The sequence below is a fragment of the Spirosoma oryzicola genome (genome assembly GCF_021233055.1).
Taxonomy (GTDB): domain Bacteria; phylum Bacteroidota; class Bacteroidia; order Cytophagales; family Spirosomataceae; genus Spirosoma; species Spirosoma oryzicola.
This window is the reverse complement of record NZ_CP089544.1, coordinates 102,758-114,793: the sequence shown is the minus strand read 5'-3', so window position 1 is coordinate 114,793 and position 12,036 is coordinate 102,758. Positions and strand designations below refer to the sequence as shown.

The 12,036-nt window shown below is 49.5% G+C and carries 9 protein-coding genes; 4 read left to right on the top strand and 5 right to left on the bottom strand.

Going from position 1 to position 12,036, the window contains the following annotated elements; all coding sequences use genetic code 11:
* Positions 1–378: 378 nt before the first annotated feature.
* Entirely contained in the window at positions 379–705 is a 327-nt protein-coding gene (locus tag LQ777_RS29140; RefSeq protein ID WP_232563834.1) for a hypothetical protein, read from the top strand.
* A gap of 22 nt (positions 706–727) precedes the next feature.
* Positions 728–1,510, top strand: coding sequence for a recombinase family protein (locus LQ777_RS29135; protein ID WP_232563833.1), 783 nt, complete (start codon positions 728–730; stop codon positions 1,508–1,510).
* 111 nt (positions 1,511–1,621) lie between these two features.
* On the opposite strand, the gene LQ777_RS29130 is transcribed toward LQ777_RS29135, so the two are convergent.
* A complete protein-coding gene (locus tag LQ777_RS29130; RefSeq protein WP_232563832.1) occupies positions 1,622–1,744 on the bottom strand; it encodes a hypothetical protein in 123 nt (40 codons plus the stop codon).
* A gap of 648 nt (positions 1,745–2,392) precedes the next feature.
* Here LQ777_RS29130 and LQ777_RS29125 point away from each other — a divergent pair.
* Together LQ777_RS29125 and LQ777_RS29120 are read left to right on the top strand one after the other, a co-directional pair.
* Positions 2,393–3,376 (top strand): glycoside hydrolase family 43 protein, encoded by a 984-nt coding sequence (locus tag LQ777_RS29125; protein ID WP_232563831.1) that lies wholly within the window; start codon positions 2,393–2,395, stop codon positions 3,374–3,376.
* Positions 3,377–4,084: 708 nt separating this feature from the next.
* Positions 4,085–4,636, top strand: a complete 552-nt coding sequence (locus LQ777_RS29120) for a dihydrofolate reductase family protein (RefSeq protein WP_232563830.1) — start codon at positions 4,085–4,087, stop codon at positions 4,634–4,636.
* 217 nt (positions 4,637–4,853) lie between these two features.
* Here LQ777_RS29120 and LQ777_RS29115 read toward each other — a convergent pair whose 3' ends face one another.
* The 4 genes from LQ777_RS29115 to LQ777_RS29100 form a co-directional block, all read right to left on the bottom strand.
* Positions 4,854–5,045 (bottom strand): hypothetical protein, encoded by a 192-nt coding sequence (locus LQ777_RS29115; protein WP_232563829.1) that lies wholly within the window; start codon positions 5,043–5,045, stop codon positions 4,854–4,856.
* Positions 5,046–5,583: 538 nt separating this feature from the next.
* A complete protein-coding gene (locus tag LQ777_RS29110) occupies positions 5,584–6,483 on the bottom strand; it encodes a cation diffusion facilitator family transporter (RefSeq protein WP_232563828.1) in 900 nt (299 codons plus the stop codon).
* Positions 6,484–6,516: 33 nt separating this feature from the next.
* The gene (locus LQ777_RS29105) at positions 6,517–7,665 is read right to left on the bottom strand and encodes an efflux RND transporter periplasmic adaptor subunit (protein ID WP_232563827.1); all 1,149 of its coding nucleotides are present in this window, start codon (positions 7,663–7,665) and stop codon (positions 6,517–6,519) included.
* A 3-nt stretch (positions 7,666–7,668) separates the two neighbouring features.
* On the bottom strand, positions 7,669–12,030 hold the full coding sequence (locus LQ777_RS29100) for a CusA/CzcA family heavy metal efflux RND transporter (RefSeq protein WP_232563951.1): 4,362 nt from the start codon (positions 12,028–12,030) through the stop codon (positions 7,669–7,671).
* Between the last annotated feature and the right edge of the window lie 6 nt (positions 12,031–12,036).

Below are 12,036 nucleotides of genomic sequence, written 5' to 3'. Positions count from 1 at the left end.
AACTATTTAATTATAAGGCAGTTTAACTGCTTATTTTGATCTTATCTGCATTAATTTCCAAGTAAATATTTTCAATAATTTAAGTTAAATCTTTGAAAATACTATGAAATTTAATGCTGGGCTTAACTTGTTAGTTTCTCCTTTATTAACATACTTATATCAAGAAAGATCGCTTCAAATTAGCGTCTTGTTGAAATGCCTTCACAAAATCGCTAGTCATTGTTTAGAAGATGATTGGATGTTTTATCCTTCTATGCCAATCTGTCAGTCAAATTTTATATGATATTTATTCTCGTAACAAAGCCATGACGGACGTTATGGCTTTGTTACTTCTGCTTTTTTGTCTATTTTTAAGTAGATAAAAACAGCAACAAATTAATGAACTCAGATGAGGAAAGAAACGTGGTTCGGCTCCTGGCTTACCAGTGGGCCAAAGGTGATCTGCCTACCCGTCGGCTAACTTATAATGATTACGTTCGGGCCGTAGCCAGCTTGCAATCGATCACCGAGGATCCGGCTCGTACGGCCGTCATCGTCTCGGCCGTCTTAGATCAGGCGAAAGAATTTGGTTGTTCATCGGAATGGGTACAAGATGAGCTCAAGTTTGAGGCCCAGGTGGAAGCTACTGGTGACCGTGCCCACTGGCTGAACCTTGATGTAGCCGCTAATGATGCCAGTGATGAATCGCCGGATTTGTACAATTAACGCCTTTCCCGATTTGATAGCAATGGCTAAAAAAACAACGCCTCATCAGAGCCATTCGCTGGCCGATGAGAAAGTTAGCTCGAATGAACGAAAGTATGTGCTTTACTTTCGGGTGTCGACCAAAAAACAAGGTGAGTCAGGATTAGGACTGGAAGCCCAACGCGCCTATATCAATCACTTTTACAAAGACAAACCTATACTGGCTGAGTTTACCGACATACGATCAGGAAAAACGATTCACAAGCGGCCCGAGCTCCAAAAGGCAATCGCACTTTGTAAAAAGGAAGGGGCTACGTTAGTCGTAGCCAAGATTGACCGGCTGAGCCGTAATACGGAGAATGCTCTTCATATTTATAAGGAGCTCAATGAGCGATTGGAGAGTTGCGATATTCCTAACTTGGACAAGTTTACGCTGACCTTGTTTATGGCCATCGCGGATCGGGAGCGAGTCTTGATCAGTATCCGAACGCAACAGGCCGTTGAAGCTCGACGGGTTCGGCTTGGTGAATGGCGGAGGGGTGGCCCCAATCTTAAAAAAGCAGATGCTGGGTTAAGGGGAGCTCAACTATCCAGGGAGATTGCTGAAGAAAATGAAAATAGCCGTCGGGCATCGGCCTTAATCAGTATGCTTCGCTCAACTGGCAAAACCTACGAACAAATCGCTGAGCAACTGAATCTAGCTGGCTTCAGAACACCGCGTGGTTCGAATTTTCATAAAATGCAGGTTCAGCGGCTTGTCAAACGAATCGAGTCCAATAAAAACGGCCAACTCGTTGCTGAGTTAGCCGACAGTAGGATCGATTAAGGCAACTAACTGATGCTATGTACCTTTCTCGCGCTTCATATAGGTAGAGGCACTGGTGCCTCGTCGGGCTCCCATTTTATGCAGCTGTTGGGCATCAGCTTGTGATAGTAGTTAAAGAGCGGAATACTCGATCTTACCCGTAATCAAAGAAAAGCCCGCTACTCGTTGCGCTTGTGAACAATAGACACAGGTTTTGGCCGTTGGCAGGGCTTTCAAACGAGCTTTGGGAATCAAATTGCCACACTTAATACAGTACAAATAATGGGTATCTGGTCGCTAGTATTATAACCCTAAATCAAGCCTGAAAGTGCCAAATGTTTTGTCATTTAGTATACTATTCATACTAGTTATCTAATTGAATTACAGAATGTTGAGTCTTATGAAAAGTGCCTATTGTTATTGAGCCGGGTGGTACTTATATTTTTACCAGGGGCATCAAGTTTACGTTTATAGAAGAGAGTCACAGTCATATAATGTCTGATGTTCTAAACGTGCTGTACGTCAACGGCAGCCTTGCTTTTTTACAATTCTTAATACGTAAAAAAAACGAGCGTTTAGAAAATGTAAAATTGAATAGACCAACCGTTTGTTGCCTTTTGATGGACCGTTGGGAAAAACATGACGTATCGAAAAAAAGAGATTCCTAACAACGGATTACTTAGCGATTAGAAAACGCAGCCGTTCATTTTTTTGGTTGATCACTTTGTCGGTTGCGGTCGTCACTTCTCCAGTGAAGCCGCAATTTGTTGCCTCGTTGCACTTCCTACCAATAATGGCTTCATTTGTCGGTTCGTATCGATACGCTGCGGTCCGGCACTCCGGCGTGACAATGTGATTAAGTACTTTTTGCCGATTGGCAATTGGCTGACTAAACCCCCTAAAATGAAAGCACTTCTTATTTATTTGATCCTGTCCCTAACTGCTTTGCAGGCATCTGCACAGGCAAAGCAGGAGATTTTTTTTGCCGATGTGACCATCTATGTTGAAGGAGGCAACTATTATCTGACCGGTTCAAAAGGGGGGAACGGCGGGCCACAGGGTTTTGCCTTATTAGAGTCAAAGGACCTCAAAACATGGGCCGTGCCTGCCAAGGCAACTGATTCACTGGGGATGATCCTGACTAAAGGCGACCACACCTTCGGCACCAAAGGCTTCTGGGCGCCCCAAATTCTCAACGATAAGGGCACCTATTATCTTACGTATACGGCCGATGAGCAAACCGCATTGGCCCAGTCAACCTCGTTACTAGGTCCTTACCGACAAAAGGAGGTCAGGCCAATTGACGGCTCCCAGAAAAATATTGATTCCTATCTTTTTAAGGATACCGATGGTACATACTACCTCTACTGTGTACGCTTTAATAAGGGTAATTACCTGTATGTCGCCGAGTTTGATCTGAAAACCGGAACGATTAAGCCCCAAACCCTGAAACGATGTTTTGAGCAAACCCAGGCCTGGGAGGCAACACCTAACTATCAATCCGCCCCCATTATGGAGGGGCCTACGGTTATTAAATTGAGAAATAAATATTACCTGTTTTATTCAGCCAATCATTTCCAGAACATCGATTATGCGATTGGCTATGCCGTGGCTGATTCGCCCTACGGGCCTTGGGTAAAATATAACGGTAACCCCATCATTCATCGCTCGATCGTTGGCGAAAACGGATCAGGCCACGGTGACCTGTTTGAAGGGATCGACAAGCAATTATATTACGTCTACCACATTCACAACTCATCCGACAAAGTAGGCCCTCGCCGGACACGGATCGTACCGGTCGTCGAACAATGGGATGAAAAAGCGGGTGTTTATCGGTTTAGTGTAAAAGGGGATGAGGTCATTGTACCGGTAATGGCCAAAAAATAAGGCGTGTTGTTCATAGCTGATTGAAACCGGTTAAAACTCATTTTAGTGGTTAGCTGGTAACATGTTTTTGGAAATGACAGAATCGAGTCAGCTTACCAGTCGTAGCATTTTCGAAGGAGCGTTGTGAAAATGTTACGAAAATGGATAAATGAACCATAAGAGAATGTTGGGGTACTTATCAACTAGTGTAGTTGAAAGTTCATCAGTCAGGCCACTTCTCTAAACCGGCAGCAATCCGTATAGCTCGTTGGACATCTTCCCAATAGTAGCCACTGTCATAGCCGGTAGACAAGCGATCACAGATGCTCAAGAAATCTGTAGCATCTACCACCCGCTGCTTCTGGATCGCTATTAGATCATGCTGGGAGAGAGGTTGATCAGATAGGTTGTCAATATGGCAAAATTAAGCGTCCAAACGAAAAGCCCCATTGGTTCGACCAGTGGGGCTTAAGATATTTAACACATATAAAACGCTAGTTCGAGCGGTTTAGTGTGGGCTTGAAACAGGGAAGGGTTTATTTAGCAATTTTTAAACCTTGCTTTCAGCGAGTACCAGTTCAAATGACAGGCTCAATTACGGGTCGACAATTAATCAGGCCATGTGAGCGCAAATGGCCACAAAACGCCCCGATATTGTCGTGATTGCCCCTCCTGTTGGTAGATCACCCCGTTTACATTTGTGGAAACCCTAAACCCCTGGATACCCGCATGAGAACGGTAACCTTCGCCATGAATATTAGCCTGGATGGCTATTGCGATCACACGCTGTTCAATCCCAGTGAAGAGGTGCATGAGTATTTCACCAGCCTGCTGGAGGAGGTGGATCTGCTCTTTTTCGGCCGGATTATGTATCAGCTCATGTTTCCCTTTTGGTCTGATGTGGCCAAACACCAATCCGGTACATCCGATGAAAATCGCTTCGCCCAAAAACTGACGGCGATCGATCGAGTAGTGATATCACGAACCTTAGACCAGGTGGAGGAAAATACGCGCATTGTCCGGAGCAATCCAGTCCAAGAGCTGCTGAAGCTGAAGCAACAAGTGGGTAAAAAAATTTCTGTAGACAGTGTCAGTCTGCTGCCGGAATTGCTGGCAGCGGGCCTGATCGATGAATTTCATCTGGTTGTCCACCCGGTACTGGTGGGGAGAGGAAGACAATTAATTGAAGGGGGCAGCCTTCAGGAAAACCTTGATTTGAGGTTAGTTGACACAATCGTTTTCAAATCGGGCGTTGTGGCGCTTCACTACCTGAAACAGTGACGGAAGCTTAGCCGTCGTATTACCTAGATTCGTGTTCTTCTAGCCACCATAAGCGTAACTTCAATTGAAGGGTCGTTTAATAAATGTGAAATCTACCAATCGACATTCTACCTATTGTTATAAGGATAGGGAAGCTGACTAATTTACAATGTAGACTACTTTTCTACTAGTAGAAAAGTGGGAGGGGAGAGGCAGAATACGTTATAGTGAATGAGCATCAATCTGGCCACTTTTCTAAGCCAGCGGCAATGCGCAATGCTCGTTGCACATCCTCCCAGTAGTAGCCGCTGTCATAACCAGTCGATAGGCGATCACAGATGCTCAAGAAATCAGTAGCGTCCTCCACGCGTTGTTTCTGAATGACTATAGGATCGGGCTGGGAGGGAGGTTGATCAGATACGGGTTCCATATCAATAAAGGTAATCAAGATGCCAATAAAAAAGCCCCACCGGGTCTAGCGATGGGGCTTAAGAAGTATAACATATATAAAACGGCAATAGAAGAATTTTATTGTTCAGCTTGAAACAGGAGCGACCTTATTTATCAAATTTTTTCTAAAACGAATAGCTGAACACCGGTTAATCGTTTACAAAAAATTCTCACGAACTCATAGGGTGCTTACTAAAAGATACTTTGATTCAAGAGACGGCAATTTGAGACTCTTGTCTTAAATATGCTGATTCGTCTGATAATGTCGTTACATGGTATTTGGAAACCGGGCGTTTTATAAGATGACTTTTTGATCGAACATGTTGATCAAGCAAATCAGCGCAGGTGAAGGTCGAGTAGTTCCAACTCGCAAGTTTGACTCCTAACTCCCGATTCTAGTGAGAAATGCCGATGAGAGCCTTAACCGTCGAAACGAATCTGATCGAGCGCATCCGACAGCCCACCAGATTTGTTTCGACGATGCCTCAATCCATACTTCCTCGCCTGCTAGTTCGTGCTTACGCCGGTTCAATATGAATCAGCACGTCGTACACTGCGGGTTTTGCCTGTAAAATAGCGGCTTTAACCGTATGAGCAATACGGTGGCCCTGGCTCACCGATAAATCACCCGGAACTAGCACGTGTAAATCAACAAAGTACTCAAAGCCTGTTTTTCGTACCCGGTATTTGTCGATCCCTTTCACGCCGGGTACGCTAAGGGCAATCGTCGCTAATTCCTGCTGCCAGTCGCCCGTCGGTGCTTCGTCCATGATTTCACCGAACGATGGGCGGAAAATGTGATAGGCGTTAAAAATAATGAACCCCGATGCCAGCAGAGCCGCCCAGTCGTCGGCGCTTTCGTAACCAGGGCCACCGATGAGGGCAATTCCAATCCCCATAAAGGCGGTCAGCGACGTAATGGCGTCGCTACGGTGGTGCCAGGCATCGGCTTTAACGGCGCTGCTTTCCACCTCGGCACCGACCTGGGCTATTTTTCGAAAGAGTACTTCCTTAACCACGACGACCCCCGCCAACACGGCCAGTGTCCAGGCTTCGGGCACTTTATGCGGCACCCGGATATTCTGGATGCTTTCAACGGCGATAAGAATGGCAGCACCCACCAGCGCAAACGCCACGACAATGGCAGCCAGCGGTTCCGCCTTGCCGTGTCCATAGGGGTGGTTCTGATCGGGACGACGGGACGCTACCCGAAGGCCAAGCCAGACAAAAGTTGAGGTGATCACATCCGTTCCGGACTCGATGGCATCGGCGATCAGGGCGTACGAATGGCCCAGATAGCCAGCGGTGCCTTTAACCAGCAGCAGCACAATACTAACTCCAATGCCGATGAGCGTAGTTTGCTGCCCTCGCTCGGCCCGGCGTGGCCCGGCCTGGTGCGGTTTTAATGGTTGTTCCATGAGAAAACTAAGATGAATGCGTTACACCGAATTTTACTCGTCAGCTTCTGCGTTTTTGATCTTTAGTAACAGGGCATACGCGTTTTTGATAACCAGATTCGTCTGATTGGTAATTCCCTTCCCATCAATTTGCTGCCGACCCTGATTGACCAAACCCGGTCTCACTTCGGTCATGTGGAAGTCTCCATTGCCTTGATCGGTAAACACATAGGATTTGTTCTGCCAGCGAACAATAGCCCCTTCCGGTACGGTTAGGGCTTCTTTGTTATTGACGGCTACGTCGCCATTCATGAACGTGCCGGGTACCAGAGAGACATTATAATTCTTGAAATGACACTGTACTTCGGCCATCCGATCCTGATTCAGATTTTTGTTAATCAGGATGATTTCGCCGCCATATTTTTTGCTCGGATCGCTGTTGGTGTAGGCCGTGATGGACTGACCAATGGAGAGTTTCGCCAGGTCCTTTTCAAAGACAGTCAGGACCAGGTGAACATCGCGCAGATCGACCAGCTCAAACAGCATGTCCGTTGGCGATGTGTATTTCCCCACGTTGGCATTCACCTTGGCGACGATTCCATCAATGGGCGAATGAATAGCCACCCGGCGTGAGATATTATCGGCCTGCAGTCTGGATGGGTTGATGCCGATCACTTCCAGTTTCTGACCCAGCGCGTTCATCAGAATACGTTGTCCTTCCAGGTCGGCCTGCGCCTGTTGAAAGACCTTGTCGCTGCTGGCCTTGGTCGCGTTCAGGTCGCGCTGGCGGTTAAATTCGCTGACGGCTAGGCTAAAATGTTCTTTAGCCGTCAGGTAATCCTGCTGGAGCTGGATGAACTGCATGTCTTCCAAGTACGCTAAAACCTGCCCCTTTTTAACGCGCATCCCGGCCAGCATGTCCGTCGATTTCAGATACCCACCCAACGGGAAACTGACGCTGATAATGCCCTGGGGTGGTATGGAAACGGTTCCCTGAAGTTTCAAGATGCCACTAACGCTCTCGCGCTGGGGCTTCCCCACGTCTACTCCACTGCTTATGAGCTGCTGGGTGTTAAATGATACCGTTTGGCTGGTGGCTGTCGTGGCCACTTTCTGCGTTACGGGGGGCGTTTGGGTATCGGCTTTTTTCTCGCAGGATACCAGGGTCCATAGACTGATGATACTGATTATGACCTGTTTCATAGCTTACAGATTGTTCAATTGTAGGGATTGGATAACCGCCTGGTTGTAGCTGCTGAGCGCGTTGATGTACTCATTGCGGATGCTGATGGCCTGACCGACCAGAATAACCCATTGCAGGTAATCGATTTCTCCACCCTGGAACTGCTGATCGGCCGTACTAATGATAGTATCCGCGTTTCTCAGACCCTGGCTTTGGTAATAGGTCAGACTTTGGCGGTATTTATGGACCTGCTCAAGCGCGTTTCGGCGGTCGGTTTCCAGTTGGCGCTGAATATAATCGGCCTGTTGCTGACTGCGTTGCCAATCTAGTTTGGCCGCCGAAACACGGGCGTTTTGGGCTTTGAAAAAAAGGGGTATCGCCACCCCCGCACTGACGTAGCCAAAACGGGTACTGCCCGTATAGGTCAGCTCCTGCCCATTGACCAGCTGAGTTCCGATCAGACTTTGGTTATTGTAGCCCACGATTAAATCGGGTAATAGCCGGGATTTCTCAGTCTGGTAACGAAACTGAGCGGCCCGCTGCTGCTGGTTGGCCAGCTCCAGGATCGGCAGGCTATTCGTCGATGAATCAGCCAGGATGAGTCGCTCATCAATCTGGGGGCTGTCTACGCGGGGGGTATAGGTCTGCCCTCCCTGAAGCAGCTGACTAAATTCATTCCGCACAACAACCATGTCTCGGTTGAGCATGGTCAACTGATTAGAAATTTGCTGGCGCTGGGATTCAGCGGCTGTTTTTTCCAGTACGTTGGCGGCCCCCTTCTCGAACCGGGCCTGCGACTTGGCTTCAAACAGGCGAAACAGGGTATCGGCGTAGATCAGCAGCTGTCGGCGCTGAAGCAGGACAGCGTAGTCAAAGTAGGCTTGCCGCACCAGAGCCCGAATATCGGCTTCCGTCAGTTTACGTTGCGCCTGAGCGGCTAGATAGTTAGCCTCAAACTGTTTCCGCTGGTTGGCGTAGACCGACGGAAAACTAAACGCCTGACTCACCCCGATGCGCGTATCGTTACTAACGCTATTGAACTTACCATAGTCGGCACTGAAGACCGTCTTGGCAATGTCCACCGCACTCGCCTGCAGGCGTTCTCCGGCCTGCTCGCTCAGCCGTGCGCTCTGCACCTGTCCGTTCTTGACGAGTGCCAGCGTCATGGCTTGGTTCAGATCAATCGGGTTTATTTGGTCCTGCGCCTGGCTCACGCTTCCCAGTAGCAGGACCAAGAGCAACGCGGCTACTTCTTTGGGAACCACTCGTTTGGGTTTACACTCAACCAGGACATAAAGCGCGGGTAACACAAACAAGGTCAGCAGCGTAGCCGATATCAATCCGCCAATGACCACTGTAGCCAGGGGGCGCTGCACTTCGGCACCAGCCCCGTTGCTCAGCGCCATCGGCAAAAAGCCCAACGATGCTACGGCCGCCGTCATCAGAACCGGGCGAAGCCGGTTTAGGGTGCCGGTCATTACCAATTTCCCGATATCCGGAAGTCGTTCTTCTTCCTTGAGTCGGTTGAATTCCGAGATCAGCACGATACCATTCAGGACGGCCACCCCGAACAAGGCTATAAATCCAACTCCGGCCGAAATGCTGAACGGCATGTCCCGGAGGACCAGGGCAAACACCCCGCCAATCGCTGACAAGGGGATCGCCGTAAAGATCAATGCTCCTTCTTTGAGGGATGAAAAGGTGAAATACAGCAGACCGAAGATCAACAGCAGCGCCACCGGAACGGCTATACTCAAGCGGGCTTTGGCTTGTTGTAAATTCTCGAAAGCTCCCCCGTAGGTAATAGTGTAGCCTGGTTCGAACTGGATGTTAGCCGCTACCTTTTGTTGTAGTTCGTCAACGATGGACTGCACATCCCGACCCCGGACGTTGAACCCCACAATGATCCGTCGGCGGGTATTCTCACGCTGGATCTGGTTAGGCCCCTCAATTTCCCGGATCGTAGCTACCTGATAAAGCGGTATCTGCACCCCGGCGGGGGTAGATACCGGCAGATTCTGCACGTCGGTGATGTTTTTGCGGCCTTCATTCCCTACCCGAACGACTAGATCAAAGCGTTTTTCGCCTTCGTACATCTGGCCCGCCGTAGCCCCGGCAAACGCAGCGTTGATGGTGCGGTTCACGTCCTCAATCGTCAATCCATAACGGGCAATTTCGCTCCGGTTAAAGTCAATGACGATTTGCGGCATACCCGTCACGGTTTCGATGTACCAGTCGGCAGTTCCGTTTACCGTCTTGCTGATGTTGCCCAATTGCAGGGCGTAGGTCGCTAACTTGCTTAAGTCTTCGCCGTAAATTTTGCAGACCACGTCCTGCTTGGCACCGGTCATCAATTCATTGAAGCGCATCTGAACCGGAAACTGAAAGCCCGTCATCACGCCGGGCATGACGTCCTGGGCCGTGGCCGCCATTTTACTGGCCAGCTCAGGAAACGCATGCGCGCTACTCCACTGGGATTTGTCTTTTAGTACGACAATCATGTCCCCGCCTTCAATGGGCATGGGGTCTGTCGGAATCTCAGCGCTACCAATGCGGGAAACGACTTTCTCTACTTCGGGATATTTCGCTTTCAGCGTCTCCGAGATTCGGGTAATGGCATCGATGGTCGTGCTGAGGTTGGTACCAACCAGCAGCCGGGTTTCGACCGCAAAATCACCTTCTTCGAGCTGGGGAATAAATTCGCCCCCCATCCGGCTGAACAACAGAATCGCCACCGCCAGCAGGGCGAAAGCCGCGCCAACAATCAGCTTGCGAATACGTAACGCCCTGACCAGCAACCCCAGATACGCGTTCTCGATCCGGGCCATCGCCCGATCCGAAAGCGTGGGTTTAGGGGTGATTTTTTTGCTGATCAGCAGCGAACTGATCATGGGTACGTAGGTGATCGAGAGGATGAAAGCGCCCAGAATGGCAAAGGCCACGGTCTGGGCCATTGGTTTAAACATCTTGCCTTCAATACCCGACAGGGAAAGAATTGGCAGGTAGACGATCAGGATAATGATCTGGCCAAATACGGCTGCGTTCATCATGCGGGAGGCCGAATCGGTTACCTCCTGGTCCATGTCGTGCTGCGAAATCTGGTTGAGTGTCGCGTACTTTTTGGATGCGTGCAGGTGGTGCAGAATGGCTTCTACGATGATAACCGCGCCATCCACGATCAGACCGAAATCCAGCGCCCCCAGGCTCATCAGATTGCCGCTAACCCCAAATGAATTCATCATGGAGATGGCGAAGAGCATGGACAGAGGGATGACGGAAGCCACCAGCAGTCCCGCCCGCCAGTTGCCCAGGAATAATATCAGCACTAGCACCACGATTAGGGCTCCTTCCAGCAGATTATGTTCGACGGTGCCAATGGCGTTGTTGACCATCTTAGTCCGGTCGAGAAACGGTTCGATTTCCAGACCATCGGGTAACGTTTTCTGTATCTCGGCGATCCGTTTTTTGACGTTCTGGATCACGTCCGACGAATTGCCACCTTTGAGCATCATCACGATACCGCCCGTCAATTCACCCTGACCCGCCATTGTTAATGCCCCGTACCGAATAGCAGCTCCCAGGCGGATTTCAGCTACGTGAGAAATCAGGACGGGCGTTCCATTTGGTGTATTCTTGACCACAATCTGACCCAGGTCCTGCCTGGTTTTAGCCAGCCCGACGCTCCGGATATAGAGAACAGAAGGTCCTTTTTCGATGTAAGCCCCACCCGTATTCTGGTTGTTTCGGCTCAGGGCCGTGAACACATCACTGATCGTGAGGTTGAGCGCTTTCAGTCGGGCCGGATTGACGGCCACTTCGTATTGCTTGAGATCGCCCCCGAATGTAGCGACGTCGGCCACGCCTGGGGTTCCGAGAAGCCCCCGACGGATTACCCAATCCTGGGTCGTACGCAGGTCGGCCAGGGAATACTTTTTCTTAAATCCTTTTTTAGGCCTGACTACGTACTGGTAGATCTCACCAAGGCCCGTCGTCACCGGAGCCAGCTCGGGCTTGTTGGCGTTTTGATTGATATCCACCTGCGCCAGCCGCTCGGAAACCTGCTGACGAGCCCAGTAAACGTCGGCATTATCGTCAAAAACGATGGTGATCAGCGAGAGGCCAAACCGCGATAAACTGCGACTTTCTTTAAGCCCAGGAATGTTACTGATAGCTTGTTCGATAGGGAACGTAATCAGACGCTCGACATCTTCGGCCCCCAGCGACGGCGCCGTAGTAATGACCTGAACCTGGTTATTGGTGATATCGGGAACTGCATCAATGGGAAGCTGACCCATCTGATAGGCACCATAGGCGACCCATATGGCCATGAATACGCCAATGGCCAGCTTGTTCTGCACCGAGAACTGAATGATTTTATAAAGCATGATGGG

Bases quoted from the DNA above. Each gene is read 5' to 3' on its own strand.
- LQ777_RS29115 (WP_232563829.1), bottom strand. From the start codon at position 5,045: ATGGAACCCGTATCTGATCAACCTCCCTCCCAGCCCGATCCTATAGTC.
- LQ777_RS29135 (WP_232563833.1), top strand. From the start codon at position 728: ATGGCTAAAAAAACAACGCCTCATCAGAGCCATTCGCTGGCCGATGAG.
- LQ777_RS29125 (WP_232563831.1), top strand. From the start codon at position 2,393: ATGAAAGCACTTCTTATTTATTTGATCCTGTCCCTAACTGCTTTGCAG.
- LQ777_RS29105 (WP_232563827.1), bottom strand. From the start codon at position 7,665: ATGAAACAGGTCATAATCAGTATCATCAGTCTATGGACCCTGGTATCC.
- LQ777_RS29120 (WP_232563830.1), top strand. From the start codon at position 4,085: ATGAGAACGGTAACCTTCGCCATGAATATTAGCCTGGATGGCTATTGC.
- LQ777_RS29110 (WP_232563828.1), bottom strand. From the start codon at position 6,483: ATGGAACAACCATTAAAACCGCACCAGGCCGGGCCACGCCGGGCCGAG.
- LQ777_RS29100 (WP_232563951.1), bottom strand. From the start codon at position 12,030: ATGCTTTATAAAATCATTCAGTTCTCGGTGCAGAACAAGCTGGCCATT.
- LQ777_RS29140 (WP_232563834.1), top strand. From the start codon at position 379: ATGAACTCAGATGAGGAAAGAAACGTGGTTCGGCTCCTGGCTTACCAG.